Source organism: Lysinibacillus sp. KCTC 33748 (assembly GCF_002237755.1).
GTDB lineage: Bacteria > Bacillota > Bacilli > Bacillales_A > Planococcaceae > Lysinibacillus.
Genome location: NZ_MWSJ01000029.1, coordinates 14,153 through 37,258 on the forward strand (window position 1 = coordinate 14,153; position 23,106 = coordinate 37,258).

The 23,106-nt window shown below is 36.8% G+C and carries 24 protein-coding genes and 1 riboswitch; of the genes, 18 read left to right on the plus strand and 6 right to left on the minus strand.

The window, feature by feature from the left end; all coding sequences use genetic code 11:
* Positions 1-455 precede the first annotated feature (455 nt).
* From B1B04_RS22680 to B1B04_RS22730, 11 genes are all read left to right on the plus strand, one after another.
* Positions 456-1,793: an AAA family ATPase gene (locus tag B1B04_RS22680; protein WP_079563618.1), complete on the plus strand. Its 1,338-nt coding sequence runs from the start codon at positions 456-458 to the stop codon at positions 1,791-1,793.
* Positions 1,786-2,517, plus strand: a complete 732-nt coding sequence (locus tag B1B04_RS22685; RefSeq protein ID WP_079563619.1) for a hypothetical protein — start codon at positions 1,786-1,788, stop codon at positions 2,515-2,517. The genes B1B04_RS22680 and B1B04_RS22685 overlap by 8 nt, the downstream gene beginning before the upstream one ends.
* A gap of 394 nt (positions 2,518-2,911) precedes the next feature.
* On the plus strand, positions 2,912-3,421 hold the full coding sequence (locus B1B04_RS22690) for an RNA polymerase sigma factor (protein ID WP_170939059.1): 510 nt from the start codon (positions 2,912-2,914) through the stop codon (positions 3,419-3,421).
* Positions 3,421-3,966, plus strand: a complete 546-nt coding sequence (locus B1B04_RS22695) for a hypothetical protein (protein WP_079563621.1) — start codon at positions 3,421-3,423, stop codon at positions 3,964-3,966. The genes B1B04_RS22690 and B1B04_RS22695 overlap by 1 nt, the downstream gene beginning before the upstream one ends.
* Positions 3,966-4,520, plus strand: a complete 555-nt coding sequence (locus B1B04_RS22700) for a hypothetical protein (RefSeq protein WP_079563622.1) — start codon at positions 3,966-3,968, stop codon at positions 4,518-4,520. Before B1B04_RS22695 ends, B1B04_RS22700 begins: the two co-directional genes overlap by 1 nt.
* 121 nt (positions 4,521-4,641) lie before the next feature.
* Entirely contained in the window at positions 4,642-5,931 is a 1,290-nt protein-coding gene (locus B1B04_RS22705; RefSeq protein ID WP_079563655.1) for a glycoside hydrolase family 18 protein, read from the plus strand.
* A 139-nt stretch (positions 5,932-6,070) separates the two neighbouring features.
* On the plus strand, positions 6,071-8,305 hold the full coding sequence (locus B1B04_RS22710; RefSeq protein ID WP_079563623.1) for a YcdB/YcdC domain-containing protein: 2,235 nt from the start codon (positions 6,071-6,073) through the stop codon (positions 8,303-8,305).
* Positions 8,306-8,531: 226 nt separating this feature from the next.
* Positions 8,532-8,966 carry a MarR family winged helix-turn-helix transcriptional regulator gene (locus B1B04_RS22715; RefSeq protein WP_079563624.1) on the plus strand — a complete coding sequence of 145 codons (435 nt, stop codon included), beginning with the start codon at positions 8,532-8,534 and terminating at the stop codon, positions 8,964-8,966.
* A gap of 50 nt (positions 8,967-9,016) precedes the next feature.
* A complete protein-coding gene (locus tag B1B04_RS22720) occupies positions 9,017-9,994 on the plus strand; it encodes a ring-cleaving dioxygenase (RefSeq protein ID WP_079563625.1) in 978 nt (325 codons plus the stop codon).
* A gap of 94 nt (positions 9,995-10,088) precedes the next feature.
* Complete coding sequence (locus B1B04_RS22725) at positions 10,089-10,706, plus strand: nitroreductase family protein (protein WP_079563626.1); 618 nt, start codon at positions 10,089-10,091, stop codon at positions 10,704-10,706.
* A gap of 63 nt (positions 10,707-10,769) precedes the next feature.
* Positions 10,770-11,312: an NADPH-dependent FMN reductase gene (locus tag B1B04_RS22730; RefSeq protein ID WP_079563627.1), complete on the plus strand. Its 543-nt coding sequence runs from the start codon at positions 10,770-10,772 to the stop codon at positions 11,310-11,312.
* Positions 11,313-11,662: 350 nt separating this feature from the next.
* Here the strand turns inward: B1B04_RS22730 and B1B04_RS22735 are convergent, their stop codons facing one another.
* Positions 11,663-12,259: a biotin transporter BioY gene (locus B1B04_RS22735; protein WP_079563628.1), complete on the minus strand. Its 597-nt coding sequence runs from the start codon at positions 12,257-12,259 to the stop codon at positions 11,663-11,665.
* A gap of 166 nt (positions 12,260-12,425) precedes the next feature.
* Positions 12,426-12,617: riboswitch (cobalamin riboswitch) on the plus strand.
* Positions 12,618-12,880: 263 nt separating this feature from the next.
* On the opposite strand from B1B04_RS22735, the gene B1B04_RS22740 reads away from it, so the two are divergent.
* Complete coding sequence (locus tag B1B04_RS22740; RefSeq protein ID WP_079563629.1) at positions 12,881-13,927, plus strand: FecCD family ABC transporter permease; 1,047 nt, start codon at positions 12,881-12,883, stop codon at positions 13,925-13,927.
* A 6-nt stretch (positions 13,928-13,933) separates the two neighbouring features.
* A complete protein-coding gene (locus tag B1B04_RS22745; RefSeq protein WP_079563630.1) occupies positions 13,934-14,728 on the plus strand; it encodes a heme ABC transporter ATP-binding protein in 795 nt (264 codons plus the stop codon).
* A gap of 494 nt (positions 14,729-15,222) precedes the next feature.
* Here B1B04_RS22745 and B1B04_RS22750 read toward each other — a convergent pair whose 3' ends face one another.
* The 3 genes from B1B04_RS22750 to B1B04_RS22760 all read right to left on the minus strand — a co-directional run bounded on the left by B1B04_RS22750 (position 15,223) and on the right by B1B04_RS22760 (position 16,539).
* Positions 15,223-15,537 carry a DMT family transporter gene (locus tag B1B04_RS22750; RefSeq protein ID WP_079563631.1) on the minus strand — a complete coding sequence of 105 codons (315 nt, stop codon included), beginning with the start codon at positions 15,535-15,537 and terminating at the stop codon, positions 15,223-15,225.
* Complete coding sequence (locus B1B04_RS22755) at positions 15,537-15,890, minus strand: DMT family transporter (RefSeq protein WP_079563632.1); 354 nt, start codon at positions 15,888-15,890, stop codon at positions 15,537-15,539. The genes B1B04_RS22750 and B1B04_RS22755 overlap by 1 nt, the downstream gene beginning before the upstream one ends.
* A 70-nt stretch (positions 15,891-15,960) precedes the next feature.
* Complete coding sequence (locus B1B04_RS22760; protein WP_079563633.1) at positions 15,961-16,539, minus strand: TetR/AcrR family transcriptional regulator; 579 nt, start codon at positions 16,537-16,539, stop codon at positions 15,961-15,963.
* 147 nt (positions 16,540-16,686) lie between these two features.
* Here B1B04_RS22760 and B1B04_RS25835 point away from each other — a divergent pair, with 147 nt between their 5' ends.
* The 4 genes from B1B04_RS25835 to B1B04_RS22775 all read left to right on the plus strand — a co-directional run bounded on the left by B1B04_RS25835 (position 16,687) and on the right by B1B04_RS22775 (position 20,782).
* Positions 16,687-16,857, plus strand: a complete 171-nt coding sequence (locus B1B04_RS25835) for a hypothetical protein (RefSeq protein ID WP_170939060.1) — start codon at positions 16,687-16,689, stop codon at positions 16,855-16,857.
* 77 nt (positions 16,858-16,934) lie between these two features.
* A complete protein-coding gene (locus B1B04_RS22765; RefSeq protein WP_079563656.1) occupies positions 16,935-18,101 on the plus strand; it encodes an endonuclease Q family protein in 1,167 nt (388 codons plus the stop codon).
* Between the two features lie 195 nt (positions 18,102-18,296).
* Positions 18,297-19,919: an S-layer homology domain-containing protein gene (locus B1B04_RS22770; protein ID WP_079563634.1), complete on the plus strand. Its 1,623-nt coding sequence runs from the start codon at positions 18,297-18,299 to the stop codon at positions 19,917-19,919.
* Between the two features lie 494 nt (positions 19,920-20,413).
* Entirely contained in the window at positions 20,414-20,782 is a 369-nt protein-coding gene (locus B1B04_RS22775) for an ion channel (RefSeq protein WP_079563635.1), read from the plus strand.
* 53 nt (positions 20,783-20,835) lie between these two features.
* On the opposite strand, the gene B1B04_RS22780 is transcribed toward B1B04_RS22775, so the two are convergent.
* Together B1B04_RS22780 and B1B04_RS22785 are read right to left on the minus strand one after the other, a co-directional pair.
* The gene (locus tag B1B04_RS22780) at positions 20,836-21,123 is read right to left on the minus strand and encodes a DUF2653 family protein (protein ID WP_079563636.1); all 288 of its coding nucleotides are present in this window, start codon (positions 21,121-21,123) and stop codon (positions 20,836-20,838) included.
* Positions 21,111-21,572: a hypothetical protein gene (locus B1B04_RS22785; protein ID WP_079563637.1), complete on the minus strand. Its 462-nt coding sequence runs from the start codon at positions 21,570-21,572 to the stop codon at positions 21,111-21,113. The genes B1B04_RS22780 and B1B04_RS22785 overlap by 13 nt, the downstream gene beginning before the upstream one ends.
* A 281-nt stretch (positions 21,573-21,853) precedes the next feature.
* On the opposite strand from B1B04_RS22785, the gene B1B04_RS22790 reads away from it, so the two are divergent.
* Positions 21,854-22,867 carry a YdcF family protein gene (locus B1B04_RS22790; protein WP_079563638.1) on the plus strand — a complete coding sequence of 338 codons (1,014 nt, stop codon included), beginning with the start codon at positions 21,854-21,856 and terminating at the stop codon, positions 22,865-22,867.
* Positions 22,868-23,106 lie beyond the last annotated feature (239 nt).

The window sequence follows — 23,106 nt, forward strand, 5'->3', positions numbered from 1 at the left end:
AGATATACTAGCAGTTGAATGTGAGGATTCAGTAGAATAGATAACACTACTTCATGTTCTGTCTTAACACCAGAAGCAGTAGTAGCAGATATTCCAGAACCAGCATCAGCAATGCCAGCTATGTCTGGTATGGGCGGCATGCCAAGAATGATGTAACCTACAGCTCTAGCTAATAAAAGCACTTCTCAATTTGAGAAGTGCTTTTTTGCTTTTTTCGGAACCAGGTAAAACGGAATGTTAATAACAATATCGTCGAGATTTAAATACGGATTGGCTAATGAAACACATCTTTCTTCACTTTTCTTCTCTACATATGCCTTCTATTATGATCGTTGTTGGCATTAAAATAGGTACATATTCGATAAAGATATAATTCGTTAAAGTAGAAAATGTTATAAAATATATCAAAATTAATTATAATAGAAGAAAATATCATTTAAAGGATGTTTAGATAAATGGCCATTATAAAAATCAAGAAAATTAAGATACAAAATTTACGAAATGTACGACATGGCGAAATTGTTTTAACGGTGAATTTTGAGACATTTTTTAAGGCTAACGTTGTAGGTTTATACGGACAAAACGGTTCAGGGAAAACAACTATTGTTGATGCATTTGGCTTGTTAAAGGCACTGATCTCCGGCTGGATTACTGAAATAAAATTACCGTCTCAAGAAAAGAGATTAATTATGGCAGGAGAGGATACGGCAAGTATTGAGTTTGAGTTTCTTGTAGAAAATCCATTTGGCACTTTTTTTCTTAATTATTACGTAGAGTTACAAGAAGATCAAAACAGACTGTACACAACGGAAGAACGTATAGCTTACAGAGAGAATGAGAAAGGTAAGCGTTCAAAAATTCTAATTAATGTTACAGAGGAAGACATACAACTACGTAAAGCTACTCTTTCTGATATGAATGAAAAAACGCGTATCCAATTACTAGTCATTCATCAACTATCTAAAAAACAATATACGTCCTTTATCTTTCACAAAGATTTAAAGCCATTATTACAAGACAGATTGTCAGAGCTAGAAATGCAATTACTTCATAATTTAGCAATAGATTTTAATCGAGATCTACATGTTGTTAATAATCAAAATATCGCACCATTATTTGAGGAGCGCAGCATGCCATTTAGTATCCATCTAGAAAAAACTCGTGGTTCTATCCCTTACAATTTGAAAGGACCAGCGTTATTGCCAGAGGATACGTTTAATGTGTTATGTGAAGTAATAGAACAAAGTAATCGTGTATTATCAGCGATTATTCCGGGTCTAACTATTAAGATTAATGTCATTACAAAACAAACGATGGATAATGGAGAAAAAGGAGTCCGTTTTGAATTTTTATCACAGCGAGGGGAGCGCGAATTACCACTAAGAACAGAGTCAGAAGGGATTTTGAAAATTATTTCTGTACTCAGTGTGCTCATTGCCGTTTATAATAACCCGAATGCTTGTGTAGTAATTGATGAGTTAGATTCTGGTGTTTTTGAATATTTATTAGGCGAGTTGTTAACAGTGATTGATGAGGACGGAAAAGGCCAGCTTATTTTTACGTCTCATAATTTACGCGTGTTAGAGGTGCTTGCTATTAAAAACTTATGGTTTACGACAACGAACGAGGAACGTCGTTATATGCAGCTAAAAGGTATTAAAGAGGTGAATAATGCTCGAGATGTTTATTTACGTGCAATCCAGTTGGGCGGACAGGATGAAGAGGTTTATAAAGAAACGAAGATATTTAAAATTAAGCGTGCCTTTAGAAAAGCGGGTGTCCAGCATGACTAAAAAAGTTCTTTTAATTATTGTAGAGGGGCAGACGGAGCAAATTGTTTTAGAGGATTATCTAGATGAACATTTTGCAAATTCTACGATTCGCTTTGATGTACAACGGGAAGATATTTTAACGAAGTGGGATGCCAATAAACGGATACCTAATATTAAAAATAGCGTTACGCGAGTGATTCAGAACTATTTGCAAAAGTATAAGTTTTTAGCGAAGGATTTAACTGCTGTTGTTCATATTACCGATGCAGACGGTTGTTTTATTGACCCCGAATTTGTCAAAGTAAAGGAAGATATTGAGCAAAAACTATACTATACAGAAGATGCAATATTGGTGAAAACTGAGAAGCGTAAGGAACAAATCGAGCAACGCAATGAAATGAAGGCGAATAATGCCAAAATCCTTGTGGCGAATGATCATTTTAGCATTCAGCGATTAAGAATACCGTACCAGCTATTTTATTTTTCTACAAACTTAGAGCATGTACTATGGAATGAGCGCAATGAAATAGCAACGGAAAAGGTGCAAAAGGCAGATGAATTTATGGACAATTTATCGAGTTCTATAGAAGAGTTTTTAAAAGACTATCTTCCAGTTAATGCAGAGCTTTCGTATAAAGAAAAAATGAAAATGAGCTGGTCATTTTTAATGGAGGGCTGTAATTCGTTACAACGCGGAACGAACGTGCCGTTATTATTTGAGATGATTAAATCAGATGTACAATAAAGTGTAACTTTAATCAGTGGGGTCCACATCTTCCACTGATTTTTTGTTTCACCAATAAGGCTTTAATGGGTAGTTTATGCCTATGCCCTCCATAATCGTTGGAGGGCATTTTATTGTTTAAAAGACAAAATATAAAAAGAGCAACATGCCAGAAGATACATAGTTGATTGTAGTGGAGACTGGACATCGCCCAGACGGGAATAACTTCGCTAATTCCTCCACAATAACACTACGCATATCCATTTTAGAATGGCTTGCCTCGGAATTGACACTACCAACCTGATTAATATTTACAACGAGGTGTTTTACGCTAGTTGTGAAAATAATTTGAAAAAGTGTAACAAATAATTAGTTGCGACGACTTATTTGTAAGTGTAGAAAGTGGGGTGAAGTTTTGCGTCAGGATATATTAAAAATTGAACATTTGTACGATTGTTATCATCGTGATGTGTATCATTTTGCGCTTTATTATACAAATAGCAAACAAGAGGCAGAGGATATTACACAAGAAACGTTTTTTAAGGCGATGAAGCAGTTACATAATTTGAAGGATAAAGATAAAGTGAAAATTTGGCTCTTATCAATCGCACGGAATACAGCAGTAGATATACATAGAAGGCAGAAAATAAAGCGTTTATTAACAGAAAAACTTAGCTGGCAGCCCGTCTTGAAGGAAGTACCAAAGCCTTTAGAGATTGTGGAGAAAAATGAGCAATGGCAGGCAGTACAAGAAGCATTAATGACATTAAAATCACATGATCGGACAATCATTATTTGCAGAATGCTAAAAGACTACACGATACAAGAAACAGCAGCGATAATAGGTATCTCGGAAGTCAAGGTACGTGTTGATTTTCACCGAGCAATGGCAAGGCTTCGAAAAAAGGTTGGGAGGGATGATTGATGGAAGAACGTGATTACGATTTAGTTGACGCACTAAAAAAACGCCCTGATAAAGATCCAGATATAGATTTCTCAAATCAATTACGTCAAGAACTCGAAATGACTCATATAAAAAAGACAAAAAGATTTACTATCGCAACCATACTAACCGTTCCAGTGACGCTAGTTGTTCTTCTATTTGTATTCAGCATTGGTACAGGACAATCGTTCCATTTGAAAAATGCAGCACAGTTAACTATCAATCCGGAAAAAGATCTTACTAATATAGTGTGTATGTTCCTCATGCTTACGCTCTCATTGTTTATTTTGTTCGTTTATTACAAAGGACTTACGAAGGGAAGACTTGTCTACATGACATTTTCTTTGTCTTTCTTGGCATGGGTAGGGAACCTAGTTTATGCAGAGCATCAAAATATGGATGAACCTATTGTACAACCAAGCTATAGCGAATCCTACGATTATACGAGTAAGCAGTACTATTTAGATGAAATTCAACAGGAACATGGTAACTATTTGATGAAAACAAATGAGAGGGGTATGAAATAATGAAAAATCCTTACGATCATTTATTTAACGGGGTGTGCTTTGTTTTTGTAGATTCAAGTTTTTTCGGATTACCGGATATGTTCCCAGATTTTATTGGCTATATATTTTTTGCATATGGTATTCACTTACTGCCAACGTTCCATAATTTAAAGCGTTGGTCGAAAAACTTCGCTATTATTTTGGCGGTAATGACATTTTTCTTAGAGCTAGGTCAATGGCTAGGACATAGTATACTAGGTGAAATTGGTGTACAGTTTATGCAATTTTTATTCATCATCTTCATGTATTGGGTTTTTCAATTATTATTACACATTCATAATAATAAACCTATTGAAGTTAAAACATTTAAAACATACCAGAAATTCATGGCATTTATGCTTTGTGGTTTTGTCATACAGGCATTTTCAATAAATGTTGATACAAGTATGCGAGAAAATGTTCATTTTATAGGTTCTATACTTCAGTTGTTTGCTTATTTTCTATTCATATTCTATTATCGAGCGTGTCATAAATACTATAAAAAAATTAATGGTAATAAGGTTCAGTCGCTGTAACAAGCGATGGATCTTTTTTTTGTTTTAGGGAATCTGTGCTTACTGAGTAATGACATCTTTTCCTTTTCTAATTCATAAGCTTTATAGGTGTAATTTTATCAAGCAAGAAGGAGGCACTGTCATTCAAATACATGTTGTACGGGCAGGGGAGTCCATATGGGGTATTTCGCAGGCGTATGGGACAACAGTTCAAAGTATTGTAGATGCCAATCAAATTCCTGAACCGAATCGATTAGTTGTCGGGCAAGCGCTTGTAATACCGATTGTCGGAAATTTTTATTATGTTCAGTCAGGGGATAGTTTATATTCAATCGGCCAACGCTTTGGCATTAATTATTTAACACTTGCTCAAGTCAATAATATTAGTCCGAGTCAGCCTTTATCGATTGGTATGCGACTTTATATTCCACCTCAACCAAAAACAAAAGCTGAAACATTGGCGTATTTAGAGCCGAGAGGGACATTCGTTAGTGAGGCATTATTGAGCCAAGCAAGAGAAGCGGGTCCGTTTTTAACGTATCTAGCTTTATTTAGCTATGAGGCAAGGCGGGATGGAACGCTTAAGAGTCCCCCGAGTCAAGGGGTGACGCAGATTGCTAATGATACAGGAGCTTCTCTAGCGATGGTTGTCTCAAATTTGGAGAATTTTAGTTTTAGCGGTGATTTAGCGCGAGATATTTTTCAAAGTACAGCAGTACAGGATTTGCTTTTTAGTAATATTCTTGAAGAGGCAAAGCGTTTAGGAAGCGTTAAAGATATTCATTTCGATTTTGAGAATTTGCCGGGCGATCAACGAGAAGCGTATAACAATTTTTTAAGGAGAGCGGTGAGTCGATTCCACCCACAAGGCTATACCGTATCGACAGCACTAGCCCCAAAAACAAGTGCTAGTGAGCGTGGTCCATGGACGGAGGGGCATGACTATAAAGCACATGGAGAAATAGTGGATTTTGTTATGTTAATGACTTATGAATGGGGGTATTCTGCAGGGCCACCTATGGCCGTATCGCCACTTCCCGAGGTAGAGGCGGTTGTAAAATATGCAGTAAGCGAGATACCTCGTAACAAAATTATACTTGGACAGAATTTATATGGATATAACTGGACATTGCCTTTTGTACAAGGGGGCCCGAATGCAGAAGCAATTAGTCCACAAAAAGCAATTGAGATTGCTAAAAAATATAATGCCGCTATTCAGTTTGATTTGAGATCTCAAGCTCCGTTCTTTGAATACTATGATGAGCAAGGTAGAGCACATGTGGTGTGGTTCGAGGATGCAAGATCTATTCAAGCGAAGTTCAATTTAATCAAAAGGTACAACCTTAGAGGAGTGGGCTACTGGAAATTAGGTCTACCGTTCCCGCAAAATTGGCTATTGATTGGATCAAATTTTGATGTAGTAAAGAAATGAGAATCTTAAGGAGTAAATACTTTCTCTGCAAAAGGAGCTCATTCCCTTTTCTAATAAATATTAATTATCTGGAAATGACATTTCCATTTATGGAAATATATATTATAATAATGGTAAATGATATTTTAGGAGGTATATTTTGGATAAATTCAAAAAGTTAGGTATCATACTAGCGTCTACTGCATTTTCAGTGGGTGTAATTTCGCCAATGGCACAAGCTTCAGCAAATGTAAAAGAATCACAAGAGAGAGTTGCAATCCAAGTAGCTTCAACAGAAACAAAGGTTACAAAAAGTGAGCTTATTAAGCAATTGAATACATTATTCCCAGGCAAGTTCAAATTTGTATCAGAGAAAGATTTCTCAATGGGGGAAGCGCATTACTTTAATGATGATGCTACAATACGCTATGACTTAAGCTTCCAAAAGACAATCAATGGCAAAGATGTTTTTGGTGATTTTACGTTTAAAGGCGAAAATTTAGAATTAGAATATTTCCACTATCAACCTGCCAATATAGCGGATGCATTGTATCCAGTGAAGTATTCAGAGGCTGAGGCAAAGAAAATTGCCCAAGACTTCTTAAAGAAATTGCCGAATACTGCAAATTACAAGCTTCGTGAAGACGATTGGTTTGGTGATTTTGGTTTTAGTTTTAGTCGACCTTTATCTGAACCAATTACGTATTCATTCAATTATTCGCCAACACATAATGGTGTACCATTAAGTAATGAGAATCTCAATATTACTGTTCTAGCAAATGGTGAAGTTGTAAGTATGTATCGTAATACTGAGTCAACTAGTAAGGCAACATTTGATAATGTAGATCAGAAAAAGAATGAATCAGATATACTTGCACAAGTTCGCGAAAATTTGTCAGTAGATTTACGCTATATAGTGGATTATAACTACCAAACAGGCGAATCTATTGCGAAGCTTGTGTATATGCCACCAACAAACTTCACGGGTGTGCATGCATTAAATGGGCAGTGGCATACATTAAATGGTTTTACTTCTCAAGTACCAACGGCAAAAGGTGTAGAAAAACTGGCATCGCAACCACTTGAACCTAGAAAGAAGGACGTTACAGTAGCAGAAGTTGAAGAGTTAGCTAAGTCTTTCTTGAAAGTCGATTCAGACAAAGTGAAGCTACAAATTGAGTCGGTTAATGAAAGAGAAAATGACAATGGTGAGACAATTTATTCAGTGAATTATATGTATCATTTAGCAAATAGTGGATATGGCGCATCATTCGAAGTGAACAAGGCAACGGGTGAGATTACAGACTACTGGGATATACGTAGAGATTTCATGGAAACAGATCAGAAAGTTGAACCGATCGCAAAAGAAGCTGCTTTAGCAAAAGCGATAGACTACTTAAAAGAGTGGGCTCCGTCCTATCTTCATAACTATTCAAAACCAATAGAAGAAACAATATATGATAAAGATAGTAAACGTTATTACTTCTCCTTCCCACGTATTGTCAATGGTATTGCTGTAGTAGGGGATGAAATTTCTGTAGGTATTAGTGCAGATGGGAAATTAAGTTCATTAAATATTAGTAATCACAAGATTGATAATTGGCCAGCTGTGAATAAAGCTATTCCTGCTGATAAAGCAAAAGAAACGTTCAATAAGGGGCTAGGCTTGGAGCTTCAGTATGCAAAACAGGATGGCGAGGATAAACATCACTATGATTTAGTATACTCTCCAGTTTATGATGGAAGCTTATTCAATAGTATTGATGCAACAACTGGTAAATGGCTTCAAGATGTTGATGATGCCAAAGAAAAACCAGCTATTTCACATCCAACAGCTGGAGGAGAATTAAATTATTTACTACAACAAAATGTATTAGAAGTTAAAGACCCAGCGAACTTTAACGCTGATACAGCTGTAAACAAGGGAGAAGCTTTGAAAATTTTAGTTAAATCATTAACATACGGATATTATGATTTTGGTCCTTATGGAAGAGGTGACGAGAAGCAATCCTTTAATAACATTGACAAAAAGCATCCATTATATGGAGTCGTTGAACAAGCTGTAGGCATGAATATTATACAACCGGCGGATCAATTTGCAGTAGATAAAGAATTGACTCGTCAAGAGCTTGCAGAATGGTTAGTACGTATATTAAATTTAGAGAGTGCTGCTAAGCATAGTGACATTTACAAATTAAACTTCGCTGATGCAAGCTCAATTAAACAGGAATACGCAGGTTATATTGCTTTAGCAAGTGCGATGGGTCTAATTGATGGACAGCAAAATAAATTCAATGCTACTGGGAAAGTGACGTATGCAGATTTGGCGATTTCTACAGTTCGTCTAGCAAAGGCTATAAATGAGGAAGACAACGGCCGCCATTACTACTATTAATCAGTAATCGATATATGAAGGGGCATCTCCTATTTTAGGGGATGCCCTTTTTAACTTCTTTCAGCAGTTGTTTTCTGTACCGAAAGTGAAACGGCAGTTACAAATATGACGAGGCATAATTGATGATTACAGTAAAACAAAAGGATTGCCGTTAATAATTTTATATGTTATTATTATCTCGAATTAAAGATAAATTAATTCGAAGTAAATGAGAAGAGGGAGTCGTATGAAGGAAAACAATCGTAATTTAAAAGCTTTTACGGTCTTGTTCCGGGCGTATCAAACGATTCAGGATGCAACAAAGAGAGATTTACTTCAATACGATTTAAATCAAACCGAATTTTCAGTACTTGAGTTTTTATATCACCATGGTGAGCAACCAATTCAAGTGATTGGAAAGAAAATTTTAATTGCAAGCAGTAGTATTACGTATGTTATTGATAAGCTCGAACAAAAAAGTTTTGTGTATCGACGAGCTTGCCCAAAGGATCGTCGTGTCACATATGTTTTATTAACATATGAAGGACAAACGTTGATGGAAGAAATATTTCCAAAGCATGAACAAAAAATTAATGAGATTTTTGAAGTATTAGATCAACAGGAGATGGACACAATGATCCTGTCTTTAAAAAAGGTTGGTTTAAACGCAGTTGAAAAATAAAAAATTTTACGTATATATCTCGAATTCGAGATAAATAGGAGGAACATAAAATGAATCATTTAAAAGGAATTCACCACGTTACAGCTATTACAAGTAGTGCGGAAGAGAATTATAAATTCTTTACTTATGTATTAGGGATGCGATTAGTGAAAAAAACAGTAAATCAGGATGATATCCAAACATATCATTTATTCTTTGCAGATGATAAAGGTAGTGCTGGTACTGATATGACATTTTTCGATTTCCCAAACATCCCAAAAGGTGTGCATGGAGCTAATGAAATTTCCAAAACTTCATTCCGCGTGCCTACAGATGCGGCATTGGACTATTGGGTAAAACGTTTTGATCGATTAAATGTTAAACATACAGGTATACAAGAGCAATTTGGCAAGAAAACTTTATCATTCGTAGATTTTGATGATCAGCAATATCAACTTATTTCTGATGAAAACAATACAGGCGTTGCATCAGGTACTCCATGGCAAGATGGACCGATTCCTCTTGAGTATGCAATTACAGGCTTAGGTCCGGTTATTATAAGAGTTGCTAATTTTAAATATTTCAAAGAAATGCTAGAAAAAGTGATGCTCTTTACAGAAATTGCAGAGGAAGAGGATTTCCATTTATTTGAGGTTGGTGAAGGCGGAAACGGTGCACAAATCGTTGTAGAGTTTAACGCAGTTTTACCAGTAGCTCGTCAAGGCTTCGGTACAGTACATCATGCTGCATTCCGCGTAGAGGATCGCGCTGTATTAGATGAATGGACTGAACGATTTGAAAGCTTTGGCTTCAATACTTCGGGTTATGTAGACCGTCACTTCTTTGAATCACTTTATGCGCGAGTTGCACCACAAATTTTATTTGAGCTAGCTACTGATGGTCCAGGATTTATGGGGGATGAGCCTTATGAAACATTAGGTGAAAAATTATCGTTGCCACCGTTTTTAGAGCCAAAGCGTGCACAAATTGAAGAGCTTGTTCGTCCTATAGACACTGTAAGAAGTACGATTACGTTCGATAAAGAATAAGAGTAATATTTTTAATTCCATTCAGTAGAGAAACACAAGCCTCGCTGAATGGAAATTACATATTTTTAAAAGAAAATGATTGGAGGTCAATTGGATGGAATTTGCAAAGGTAATAGATAAGCGTCGTTCTGTGAATAATTTTATAGAGGGCATTAAAATGAGCGAAGAAGATATACGTCCCATTTTGGAGGATGTCAAACTTGCTCCATCTGCCTTTAATTTACAGCATACTAATTACATCGTTGTTTTAGATGAAGAAAAAAAAGAAAAAGTAAGAGAAGCGGCATATGGGCAGTATAAAGTGCACTCAGCCTCAGCGGTTATACTTGTTTTAGGAGATAAAGAAGCCTATAAAAATACTGCTAACCTTAGTCAAGGGATGGTAGACTTAGGCATTATTAATGCTTGTGAGTTAGAAAATCTTGTCGAAGAAAATACAAAATTTTATGAAGAGCGCGGCGAGGAGTTTAAGAAAGCGGAAGCCATTCGTAACGCTTCACTTTCAGCTATGTTATTTATGTTGGCAGCCAAAAATCGTGGATGGGATACATGTCCAATGATTGGCTTTGATCAGCAACAAATGAGAGCCCTTTTTAATGTTCCGGAAACACAAGAAATTGCGCTAATGATTACAATTGGTAAGGAAAAAGAAAGTAGTCGTCGCTTGCGTGGTTATCGTAAACCAGTTGAAGAATTTGCAACCTATTATTAGGTCGGTATAAAATAAAGGTGCTTTACAAAAAATAAATTTAATGCACATTTAGGAGGAAGTATTGTGAAAGTAGTAGCAATCGTAGGTAGTATCCGTAAAGAATCTTATAATCTGCAGTTAGCGAAATTTATTCAAAAGCGTTATGCGGAGAAATTGGATCTTGAAGTATTAAGCTTAAATGACCTACCAATGTATAACCAAGATATTGAAAATGAAGCACCGCAAACAGTATTAGATTTTAAAGCAAAAGTAAAAGAGGCGGATGCCGTTCTTTGGCTGACTCCAGAATATAATGGTACAGTGCCAGGTGTTATGGTTAACGCCATCGATTGGTTATCTCGCGTTGATAAAGTAATGATTGGCAAGCCATCATTCATGATGGGCGCATCAATGGGTAATTTAGGTACTGTTAAAGCACAATTACACTTAAGAGATATTTTATTCTCACCTGGAGTAAATTCACCATTGCTTAGTGGTAATGATGTTTATATCGGCGCAGTACACACTAAATTTGATGCTGAAGGCAATTTAACAGATGAGGGTACTATTAAATTCCTAGATGTAGTTATTGCTAACTTCTTAAACTGGATGAAAACATACGTTTAAAAATAAAAAACTGGAATCAGCACCGAAACGTGTGGATGATTTCCGTTCCGACTGGGCGCTTTGTTGCTGACGCTGCTTTCGCACAGAGTAAAGCTTCCTGGGGGCGTTCGATGAGCCGCTTCGCTTCGCTGCAGGGTCTCGGGCCAACACGATGTTGGTCACGAAAGCGTTATCACAGGATGTGATGCTTTTAGCCTTCGTTCCCCTATCGCTGATCCCCGAGGAGTCGCCCAGTCTACACTACAATCAACTATAAACGTTTTAACAAAAGTCATTTACAACTTTTGGTGATGAACCAAAAACTGTCCAATTAAGTATGTTATATACTTTTGGACAGTTTTTTTATCTCTTTATTTAATTGGAATTATTTTTAATACCTTTTGAAGACGGTATGCAAAAATACCCGCGAATATAGCTAAAATAATATCCTTTGGCAAAGGAGGCATCATCCAAAGCCATGCTATTTTATAAGTGAAAGCATCAGGCGCACTAGCCCATAGCTTATAGGCAAAGTACATCCAATTTGTCCCTAGTAAATAATTAATAGCAGTTGCAACTAATGCAGCAACTATATAGCTTTTCTTCGTTCCACTGCGTTCTACAATAAGCCCTGCGACAAATGCAGCTAATATAAAAGAGACAATGAAACCAAATGTAGGACTTAAAATTTGTCCAAAGCCACCGCTGAATCGTGCAAATACAGGTGCGCCTGCTAAACCGATGCACATATAAACAGTACAAGCGAGAGCCCCTTTTCTACTACCGAGAATAAGTCCCGCTAAAATAGCGAAAAATGTTTGCAATGTGATCGGTACTCCGCCTACAACCATGAAAGGTACAATGGACGTAATATTAGCTCCTATCATCATTAATGTTGAAAATAGTCCAATGTATGCAATATCTACTGTTCTTAATTTTTGATGTGTATGTTCCACAACGGTTGTCATTATTTCACCCCTAGAAAGTAAAGTTGATAATAATAGTGTAAAAAAATAAAGTTTTTGTGTCAACTTGATTATTATTTCTGGTTAACGTAAGGGTGTTTTTTAACTTGATAAATGATTGATAGTATAGACTAACTATTGAAATATATGATAGAATTGTCATAATTTTAAATTATTCGATGCTAATGGTGTGACATCTTTTACAAAGTGTCACTTAAAAGGGAAGTCGGTGCAAATCCGACACTGTCCCGCAACTGTAACGAGGAGTTCTATGATGACTTAGCCACTGTTCTAGGATGGGAAGGCAATCATAGGTGCATTGATTCGAAGTCAGGAGACCTGCCATTTAGTTATATTCCTGTAATGCCCACGAGGATGAAAGCGATTACGGACAATAGTAGAAGATAATCTAACTATGTTTAACTTCTTTAAGCGGGTGTCCAAACACACGCTGAAAGACGCGATTATGCCGAGGTTTAATTGATTCTAGGGTATTTCCATGCGCATGTGTATGGAATACCCTTTTTTCTTTCATTTATCTTCGTTCTGCTAATGTTAGCGAAGCATCAGCTACAATTACGGCTTGGTGAAATTGATGTTTAATGATTAGGAGTTAATAAACAGATGAATAGAAAATTTATGTTACTTTCAATGACCCTTTTTCTAGTACTTATAATTTCAATGACAATTGCAATTATGGTTGGATCGGTTTCCGTTACACCACTTTATGTATGGAAGGTTATCCTTTCTAAAATCCCTATTATACAAAGCTCAATCGTACAAGATTGGAGTCGCTCACAGGAAATTATCATTTGGCAAATAAGGGCTCCACGTGTATTACTCGCTGCTATCGTCGGAGCAGGCTTGGCAATTGCAGGAGCAGCTATTCAGGCACTCGTTCGTAATTCAATTGCAGAACCATATATTTTAGGGATTTCTTCTGGAGCGACGGTTGGTGCCACAGCTGTCATCATTTTAGGTGCCTTTTCATTTCTGGGCGTTTATGCTCTGTCCGTATCAGCTTTTTTAGGCTCTCTCACAGCAATGGGGTTAGTTTTCTTCTTATCACATGTTGGCGGTAGAGTGTCCGTCTTTCGACTTTTACTTTCAGGGATGGCGGTGTCATTTATTTTATCTGCTATTTCAAATTTTATCTTAATGCTGTCGAAGCAAGAGGGGGGAATGAAGGCAGTCATGTTTTGGATGCTAGGAAGCCTAGCAGGTGCGAAATGGAGTATTCTTGTAATTCCTGCAGTCATTTTTATTGTAGTATTTGCCTTGTTATGGCTCAACTATCGCAGCTTAAATTTATTACTTCTTGGAGAAGAAGCAGCAGTTACATTAGGGGTTAACTTACAACAATTTCGAATACAGCTTATTTTATTAGTATCATTATTAACGGGTGTGCTGGTTGCTGTAAGTGGCTCAATTGGGTTTGTTGGTTTAATCATTCCACATATTGTACGGCTAATTGTAGGTTCAAATCATAAGTATGTCATACCGATTAGCGCATTATTAGGGGGGATCTTCTTAGTTTGGGCTGATGCACTTGCTCGAATATTAATTGCCCCTGAGGAAATGCCGATAGGAATTATCACGGCTTTTTGCGGAGGTCCATTTTTCATTTGGCTGCTACGTCGTAACAATTATTCTTTCGGTGAAGGAGATTAAAAATATATGACATTAGAAGCGAAACAAATATCATTCTCCATTTCTGATGAACGCATATTACATGAAGTAAATGTTCAAATAAAGGACAAGCAATTTGTTGGGTTGATCGGTCCTAATGGTAGTGGGAAGTCAACGCTATTAAAGAATATGTATCGTTTGTTAAAACCAGAAAGTGGAACAGTGTTATTAAATGAACAAGATATTCTAAAGCAATCGAGTAAAAATATAGCTAAAAATCTAGCAGTTGTGAGTCAAGAAACACCGGTCTTATTCGATTTTACAGTGCATGATTTAGTGAGTATGGGAAGAACACCCCATAAAAAACTATTGGAGCTTGATCAAGAGCAAGATTTTCAAATCGTAAAGGATGCACTGAAGCAAACGGGTATCGTTCATTTAGAGAAACGTAGCTATAGCTCTCTTTCAGGTGGCGAAAAAAAGCGTGTGATGGTTGCACGTGCCCTTGCTCAGCAAGCACAAGTGCTTATTTTAGATGAGCCAACAAATCATCTAGATATTCAGCATCAATTGCAGCTTATGGATCTAATCCAAACCTTACAATTAACAGTTGTTGCTGCAATCCACGATTTAAACATTGCGGCTATGTATTGCGATCAAATTTATGTTTTACAGCAAGGTCGAATTGTTTGTTTTGGCACGCCAGAAGAAGTACTTACACCGGCATTATTACAAGATGTATTTGGGGTTTATGCCGATATTCAAACACATTCACTGACAGGTAAGCCATATTTAACGTATATCCCAGAGCAATTCACGAAGGAAGCTTTAGAAACTACATAAAGTGATTGATATATCAAAGCCTATTATGTCAAAAAAATTAAGGTTGTAATTATGGTTTTTGGCAAAGCGAGGGGTTGATTTCCGTTCCGACCGGGCGCTTTGTTGCTGCCGCTTCGCTTTCGCACAGTTAAAACATTTGTTGCTGACGCTTCGCTTTCGCACAGTTAAAACATTTGTTGCTGCCGCTTCGCTTTCGCACAGTTAAAACATTTGTTGCTGCCGCTTCGCTTTCGCACAGTTAAAACATTTGTTGTTGCTGACGCTTCGCTTTCGCACAGAGCAGAGCTTCCTGGGGGCGTCCGATGAGCCCCAAGGAGTCGCCCAGTCGTAACGAAGATCAACCACTGTATATAGTATATATCTTCTGGCCTGTCACTCTAATTAATAGTGATAAAATCCTCAAGATACACTATTTACATAGTTATAAAATAAAGTTTCAACGAAAAAGTTTATTTCAAAAGGCTTATTCACAGTATTAAAGAATTGAAGTCAAATTAAGATACTGCTTTTAAGCCTGCCACACCAATGATAATGGCGATGATACTAATAATTCGCGTCAGGTTTTTAGATTCACCGAAGAATATAATATTCACGAGAACAGCCCCAACTGTACCAATACCAATCCACACTACATAGGCAATGCTTAACTGTAGATAGTTAAAGGAGGTATATAAAAGCACAAAGGACATACCAAAGCCGCCAACATATATTAATAAATTACGTATAGTTTTGTTCTGACTATAAAAGCGTAAACCTACAACACCGATAATTTCTGAAATTGCGGCTAATAAAACAAGTAACCAGCCCATTATGCATTAGCTCCTTTCTTTTCATCATAATCTTTCGAAGGGTTATCAGCTAAATTAAGACCGATAACACCCAATACTAAAATGAACATGAAAATTCCTTTAATCGTATTAAACTCACCATCGAAAATAAAAATGTCCATTAATGTAGTACCAATCGCACCGACCCCTGCGAAAGTCGCATAAACTGTGCCAGTAGGTAGGTTTTCACAAGCCTTCGATAAGAAATGAAAATCCAATGCAATTAAGGACACAATAATAATCCAATGCCACCAAGCACCGGCAACATTAAAACCAAATATCCAAAACAATTCAAACAAACTAGTTAATCCAACATAAATCCAATCTTTTTGCATAGTTATTCCTTTCATTTATCCATGATTATGACTGACATTCAGTCATTTTTAGTGTAAAAGAGAACGTCACTTAGGCGTGACGTAAACCGAGTGCATGATGTAAAAAGTCGAGGAGCTCAAGCTTTTGAAGTCTAATTGTTTCTTCTTCACTGTCATCATACAAGTAAATTTGTTCAGCAGCAGATTCTACTAGACCGATGATAAGTTTAGAAGAACGTGTAGTGTTTAGAGATTCACGTATCGTTCCTTCTTGTTGAGCTTCGTATAAGAAATTATTCATCCATTCGTAATAGGGAGCATATATATTTTCCCATTCTTTCATATGCTCGGTTTGTGTAATACCAGCATAGATAAGTGCAAATACATCTCGATATTCCTCTGTTAGAGAAAAAACAATATCTACTAACTTTTCAAGCCGCTTTGCAAAAGGCTCCTGTGTTGAAATACCATCTTTTATATCAGCAATAATTTTCTCAACCATAACTTTTGCGATGGCAGGCATAACTGAAAGCCGTGATGGGAAATAAAGATAAAATGTCCCTTGCGCAATACCTGCAGCTTTTACGATATCTGAAACCTTTGTCTTTTCAATTCCTTTTTCACGAAAAACTTCAATTGCAGCTTGAATAATTTTCTCTTCTTTTGACATGGAATCCCTCGCTTTTAGCCTGCTTATTTATTATGTTACAAAATAGCTGAAATAAAGTCAATGAAAAATGACTGACAGTCAGTCATTTATTTCGTGTATATATGTTTCTTGTTTAGGGAACTTTATTCGTGAAAGGATTTGATGAAAATGGAAGAGATAAAAATTGCGCAACTAAATCAGCAACAGCTTGAAAGAATTAATGAGCTAGAAAAGAACATTGGGGTGACCTTAGTAGCCTATGATTCTTCAACAATGTCATCACAGGGCTCGGGTGCCTTTGAGTCAAATAATAGTACTCACAGCAATCATCCATCATAATTACGAATAAAATGCCTTGCAGCAATGTGAGGTTTTTTTGTTTCACTTTAAAGAGTGGATAGGGGTTGGTTACAATGATGCAGGATTTCTATGCAGATTTACATATTCATATTGGACGCACTTCAAGTGGGCGTGCTGTTAAAATAACTGGCAGTAAAACGTTAACATTAGCAAGAATTTTAGAGAATTCAAGCGCAAGAAAGGGACTAGAGATTATCGGGATTATTGATTGTCATTCACCAGAAGTAATGGATGAAATGGCAAAGATGATAGAACAGGGCGAATTGAAGGAGCTGGAACAGGGAGGACTTCGTTTTCAAGAAACTACACTTATTCCAGGTTCTGAAATTGAGATTTATGATCAGCATTGCCTTGGACCCATCCATGTGCTTGCTTATTTTCCAACACTTTCGCTTATGAGGGAATTTTCAGACTGGATGTCTAATCATATGAAAAATATCCATTTAAGCTCTCAGCGAATTTATTGCGATGGGCGCACATTGCAGCAAAAGGTTCATGAATTAGGCGGTCTTTTTATTCCTGCCCATGTCTTCACACCATTTAAAAGTTTGTTCGGTAAAGGTGTACATCGTAGTTTAACAGAAGTTTTTGACCCTCAGCTTATAGATGCGATAGAGCTTGGGCTAAGCTCCAATACTGATATGGTGAGTAACATTAGAGAACTGCAAGCATATACATTTGTCAGCAATTCTGATGCACATTCACTTGGGAAAATTGCACGTGAGTATCAAAAATTGAGACTTTCTAATGCAAATTTTACAGAATTAAGGATGGCGCTTCATGAGCAACAAGGTCGAGCAGTAACAGCCAATTATGGTTTAAATCCTTTGCTTGGTAAATATCATCAAACCGTCTGTGCAAAATGTGGTGAGCAACTCAGCAACTCGACAATAATTTGTACAAACTGCGAAAGCACGCAAATTATAAAAGGGGTTGCAACACGCATAAAGGAGCTTTCAGAGCAAGGAACTGATAAACGTGCACGACCACCATATATTCACCAAGTACCACTAGACTTTATTCCAGGATTAGGGCCGAAAATGATGGAACGATTAGTACAAGCATTTGGTACAGAGATGAACATCTTGCATCGAGTTACGCTAGAACAACTCGAACAAATCGTGCCACATAAAATTGCCAAGATGATTGAATTAGCAAGAACGGGGCAATTGACAATCGAAGTTGGTGGTGGCGGCATTTATGGGAAGGTTCAGCTGGAATAAAAAAAGTTCATCACATAAGCGCAGTTCACTGATCCCCAAGGAGTCGCCCAGCCGGAACGAAGACTTGGCGTACATTTTAGCAAACGTCATCACAACTTTTGGTGATGACCACGAAAAAATAATTACGCTTTTTTAGCCTATTTCCATCTCCTGTATATTAAAATAGTAATTAGTAAAATTTGGAGGAGTGAGGGTGTGCAATCATCAAAGAAATTTCGGTTTTTAGCGGCTAGCATTCTGGCATGTCAATTAGTAGTACCAATAGGTGTAAATGCTGAGGAACAAAGAGACTACATAGCGCCAAGTTGGGTAGTTCAAGCAGATTATGTGGCACTGGGTGATTCCTTAGCACATGGTATGAATGAGGTTGGTATGATTGGGTTAGGTTACACGGATTTTGTTGCACAAGCTTTACAGCAAGATGGTTTAATTACGTCTTATAATAAGGGTTTTGCCAATTCAGGCTATACAACGAGTGATATATTAAAGGATATACAAAATAATGTGGAAAAGTCAGTGGTAGGATTCGGTTATCCAAGCGAGAAGGCAAAGGTTCGCACATCTATTAAAGAGGCTGAAATTATTACACTAACCGTTGGTGCCAATGATTTAATACCTATTTTAGAAGAGTCTCAGACAACAGGCATTAATGCAGCAATGATGCTAAAAGCTTCCCAGGGAGCAATAAAAAATATTGCTGCTATTTTAGAAGAAATAAAGAAGCTTAATCCGAATGCTCAAATTTATGTGATGGGCTATTATAATTCTTTTCCGTACTATAGTGAGGATGTACAGCAACAATTTAAAATGCTATTAAAAGTTATGAATGCAACGATAAAAACAACTGCTGAAAAAGCGGGTGCCATTTTTGTACCGACATACAATATTGTAGCAAAAGATGTTCCAAGCTATTTACCAAACCCTGATAATATTCATTTAAGTGAAGCAGGCTATTTAGCAGTAGCGAACGAGGCGTTTTTACCAGCGATTAAAACAAGTACGTTATGGGATGTATCAAAAACGATCCAAGCAAACATGATGGATAGTACAACGGTAAAAATAAGCTGGCAGGAAGCAAAGGATAATGTAGGTGTCACTAGTTACAAAGTATATGTAAACGGTAAGCTGACATTTACACAAGATGCTGCAATAAACGCTATAACTTTGAATAATTTAATAGCGAATACAGCATATACAGTAGCAATTAAAGCGGTTGATGCGGCTGGGAATGAAAGTGTTCAAAGTCCAACAGTTACTTTTACTACTGGAAGAACTTTAAGCTTTCCTGATATAGAAAAGCATTGGGCAGAGGGGTTTATATTGAATGCAGCTGAAGCGGGTATTATGAACGGTTATCCAGATGGTACGTTTAAGCCTGAGCAATTTTTAACTCGTGCAGAGGCCGTTTCGATGCTTGTTAGAAGTCTCGGTTTAACGACGAAGGAACAGGCACCATTTACAGACATTGCAAGCTATGATGTCGGAACTCAGTCAGAAATTGCAGCAGCTTATGCATATGGGCTAACTAAGGGGATGGATGGGACGTTTAACGCAGGGCTGCCAGTTACTCGCGCTCAACTAGCAGTAATGATTAATCGTGCTTACGTATATCAGCAAAAGAAACCTTATGTGGTGAAAGGGAAAGCTCCATTCTCAGATATTGCCTCTTATGATGAAGAAACAAAACATGCAATCACTATGTTGTATGAACAAGGTATTATTATAGGTAGTGAAGGGGGATTTTCACCCGAGGCTCCTACAAAACGTGGCCATGCAGCGAAAATATTTGTGAACTTTAATAGTCTATTAAAGAAATGAAATCATTCAAGGTAGAGGTTGTGAATAGAAACCTCTACCTTTAGGCGTTTGCATATGTTATTTTTATTGCGATGGATATCTAGTACAATTTAGGAGTTCCTCATTCAAAGTTTGGGATGATGTTTGTTGGAAAGTTTACCATATGGATCAGTTGATCTTCGTTACGGCTGGGGACTCCTTGGGGATTAGCGATTTAGAGGAACGAAGGCTAAAAGCATCACGTTTTGTGGTAACGCCTCCGTGACCAACAGCAACAACAAAAGCGGCTCATCGGACGCCCCCAGGAAGCTCTGCTCTGTACGAAAGCGAAGCGTCAGCAACAACAAATGTTTTAACTGTGCGAAAGCGAAGCGTCAGCAACAAATGTTTTAACTGTGCGAAAGCGAAGCGTCAGCAACAAAGCGCCCAGTCGAAACGGAAATCAACCGTTATGGCGAGAAACGAATTTAGAGTTGTAATAACGCTGGAGTGAAAATGGATCAAAGGAGAATGCGATGCTGTCATTTATTTTATCTGCGAAAAGATTGTTAGTAGGCATGTGGAAGTCATTCAAGCGTCCGCAGTTTCTATCTTTGTTTACAACGTTATTTTTTATCATTCTTTCAGGGACAATGTTTTATAAAGGAACGGAAGGATGGTATTGGATTGATGCCATGTATTTTGCAGTAGTGAGTTTAATTCCAACCGGTGTTGAGACGGGATTGTATCCTACTAGAAATTTTTTAAAGATATTTACGATGATTTATTTAATCGTTGGAACAGGCGTCATGTTTATTACGCTATTAATGCTCGGCAGATCAATAGTCGATTTTACAATTGAGGAAGAAAAGAAAGAACAAGCAATACAACGTCTGAAAAAATAAAAAAGCAGTTCAATAAATCTATAAGATTTACTGAACTGCTATTCTTTACTTATTTACGATAGTCTAGCAATAATGCCTTCTTCATCGTCTAAGACTAATTCGATTCCTGTTGAAAATGGATCACCATGTAGGACGTCTTTAATCCATACACGTAGTGCGCCAATCATTGCTGATGTATTGAACATCTCGACTTGACCATTCGTTTCAACTTCTGCACCGAAGCCCGCGTCATCATCGTATGTTAGTTCTACAAATACATCCTCAGGGCGAATGTTTTTATAGTAAGCCTGAGATAAGCAAATTGCATTAATTATATCTTGCTCATTAATTATTTGTGCCATTGTGCTTCCTCTTTACGCTTTTTATCTTTAAACATATTAACAATTTTTACAACTAGCATTATGATAACCATGATGGCTGCAACGTTAATTAATAAGCCTAAAATATTACCAAGCATACCCATACCACTGAAAAGACTTCCGAATAGTAAGCCAGCTAAGCCACCAAGCATTAAGCCTTTCATAAGACCGCCTGAGAAGAAGCCGCCTTTCTTAGCTGTTGAATCCGTTTTGTTTGTGCTTTTATTTGTTGTTGCATTATTTTGATCTTTAGATTTATCCTGAGATTTTTGGAAATTTGAGCTATTGTTATTATTATTGTTTGAGAAGCCTTTTTTACCTGACTTATAGGATTTAGCTTCTGCAGTTGGTGTATCTGAGATGAACAATGTTGCACCTACAGTTGCAAACATAAGTGTCGCTGCAAAAAGAGCGGCAAGAATTTTTTTCATTACTTACATTCCTCCAATATAATTTTTAGTTTTGTCATAAACTAATCTAATAGTAATTTTACATGAACCATCTCAAAAAATAAAATAAACGCTTTCATCAATTTATGTATATGCACAAATTTGAACAAGTAGTGACAATGCTAATCCAAATATTGGACATGCATTACGTATATCGTTAATTGTAGTGAGGTTGGACGTCCGCCACTAGTAGGAACGGAAATCAACCTCGAGTTAAGAGGATAAGCCTTAAAAAGGGTATATGGAAAGAAAGGAGTGAAACGATGATCTCAACATTATTACTATTAATTTCAATTTTTTTAATTTTTTATATAACGGAAAGAAGACGGTTTTTCAATGCAGTAGTTCTGGGCCTTGTAGGGTTGTTTATTTTAGGCAATGTACTTAGTCATCCTGTATTTCTCCCGAATGAGCAGGGGATTGTGTCGAAGATGGGTATAGTCGTAATACTTGGAAGTTTCCCGAGTATTATGTTTATTTTATCGATAGCTACGTTTTTTAATAGTAGAGTTTTACTTGAAAAAGAAGGACGTAAAGTACGAAATCTATTGTTAGCTGTTTTTGGTTTGAGTTTTTTTATTATGATGATTTGGTATGTATTTGTGATTTTTATGAATATCGAAAATGATCTTTGGCATATTCTTTTCTTCTATGGGTTCTTGGTTTTCGGTTATACAATGTTTTTATATACAAGCATAATGGCCTACGCTACTCTATATCATTTTACGCCTATCTTTTATGAGCCTAACTATATTATTGTGTTAGGGTCAGGGCTAATAGGAGATAAAGTACCGCCGCTTTTAGCTAGCCGTTTAGACGAGGCAGTAAAGCAGTTTAAAAAATATGATGAACGACCTTACATTATCGTCTCAGGTGGACAGGGAAGTGATGAAAAAGTATCAGAAGCATATGCTATGAAAAAATATATAGTTGACGAACATCAAATACTGTCTCAAAAAGTATTTATGGAAGATCAATCGACAAATACTGAGCAGAATATGGCATTCTCTAAAGAAATTATGGATAAACATGCTCAGGGGAAAAAATATCGATCCTTATTCGTAACGAATAATTTTCATGTTTTCCGTGCAAGTATTTATGCTAAAAAGGCGAAGCTTGATGCACAAGGTGTTGGTTCAAAGACAGCCTTTTATTATGTACCTAATGCATTTACTCGTGAATTTATTGGTTTATTAGAAATGTATAAATGGATTCATGTAACTGTCTTTTTGTTTATTACATTGTTTATTGGCTTAATATTGAGAGCATATGTGTAACCAATATAGAGCTGTCTTCCATATAATAGTGGCAAGGTGCATTTTTTTCATTCAGTAGAAGACTCCCACTTCAAGGTGGTGAAATGAATGCGGATGGGGCTCCTTTTTCAGAGTGTGTCTAAATACCTGCTGAAATAGGGGGACTCAGTCTAAGAGTGCCACTTCCTGTGGCAATTAATCTGTGCGAAAGCGAAGTGTTAACGTAGCGACAGCAACAAATGTTTTCTGTGCGAAAGCGC

Excerpts from the sequence above, each read along its gene's own strand:
- B1B04_RS22760 (WP_079563633.1), bottom strand. The coding sequence starts at position 16,539 with ATGTCAAAAGAAGAGAAAATTATTCAAGCTGCAATTGAAGTTTTTCGT.
- B1B04_RS22735 (WP_079563628.1), bottom strand. The coding sequence starts at position 12,259 with ATGACAACCGTTGTGGAACATACACATCAAAAATTAAGAACAGTAGAT.
- B1B04_RS22765 (WP_079563656.1), top strand. The coding sequence starts at position 16,935 with ATGCAGGATTTCTATGCAGATTTACATATTCATATTGGACGCACTTCA.
- B1B04_RS22780 (WP_079563636.1), bottom strand. The coding sequence starts at position 21,123 with ATGGCACAAATAATTAATGAGCAAGATATAATTAATGCAATTTGCTTA.
- B1B04_RS22755 (WP_079563632.1), bottom strand. The coding sequence starts at position 15,890 with ATGCAAAAAGATTGGATTTATGTTGGATTAACTAGTTTGTTTGAATTG.
- B1B04_RS22700 (WP_079563622.1), top strand. The coding sequence starts at position 3,966 with ATGAAAAATCCTTACGATCATTTATTTAACGGGGTGTGCTTTGTTTTT.
- B1B04_RS22720 (WP_079563625.1), top strand. The coding sequence starts at position 9,017 with ATGAATCATTTAAAAGGAATTCACCACGTTACAGCTATTACAAGTAGT.
- B1B04_RS22775 (WP_079563635.1), top strand. The coding sequence starts at position 20,414 with ATGCTGTCATTTATTTTATCTGCGAAAAGATTGTTAGTAGGCATGTGG.
- B1B04_RS22790 (WP_079563638.1), top strand. The coding sequence starts at position 21,854 with ATGATCTCAACATTATTACTATTAATTTCAATTTTTTTAATTTTTTAT.
- B1B04_RS25835 (WP_170939060.1), top strand. The coding sequence starts at position 16,687 with ATGGAAGAGATAAAAATTGCGCAACTAAATCAGCAACAGCTTGAAAGA.
- B1B04_RS22740 (WP_079563629.1), top strand. The coding sequence starts at position 12,881 with ATGAATAGAAAATTTATGTTACTTTCAATGACCCTTTTTCTAGTACTT.
- B1B04_RS22680 (WP_079563618.1), top strand. The coding sequence starts at position 456 with ATGGCCATTATAAAAATCAAGAAAATTAAGATACAAAATTTACGAAAT.
- B1B04_RS22785 (WP_079563637.1), bottom strand. The coding sequence starts at position 21,572 with ATGAAAAAAATTCTTGCCGCTCTTTTTGCAGCGACACTTATGTTTGCA.
- B1B04_RS22745 (WP_079563630.1), top strand. The coding sequence starts at position 13,934 with ATGACATTAGAAGCGAAACAAATATCATTCTCCATTTCTGATGAACGC.
- B1B04_RS22695 (WP_079563621.1), top strand. The coding sequence starts at position 3,421 with ATGGAAGAACGTGATTACGATTTAGTTGACGCACTAAAAAAACGCCCT.
- B1B04_RS22750 (WP_079563631.1), bottom strand. The coding sequence starts at position 15,537 with ATGGGCTGGTTACTTGTTTTATTAGCCGCAATTTCAGAAATTATCGGT.
- B1B04_RS22685 (WP_079563619.1), top strand. The coding sequence starts at position 1,786 with ATGACTAAAAAAGTTCTTTTAATTATTGTAGAGGGGCAGACGGAGCAA.
- B1B04_RS22715 (WP_079563624.1), top strand. The coding sequence starts at position 8,532 with ATGAAGGAAAACAATCGTAATTTAAAAGCTTTTACGGTCTTGTTCCGG.
- B1B04_RS22725 (WP_079563626.1), top strand. The coding sequence starts at position 10,089 with ATGGAATTTGCAAAGGTAATAGATAAGCGTCGTTCTGTGAATAATTTT.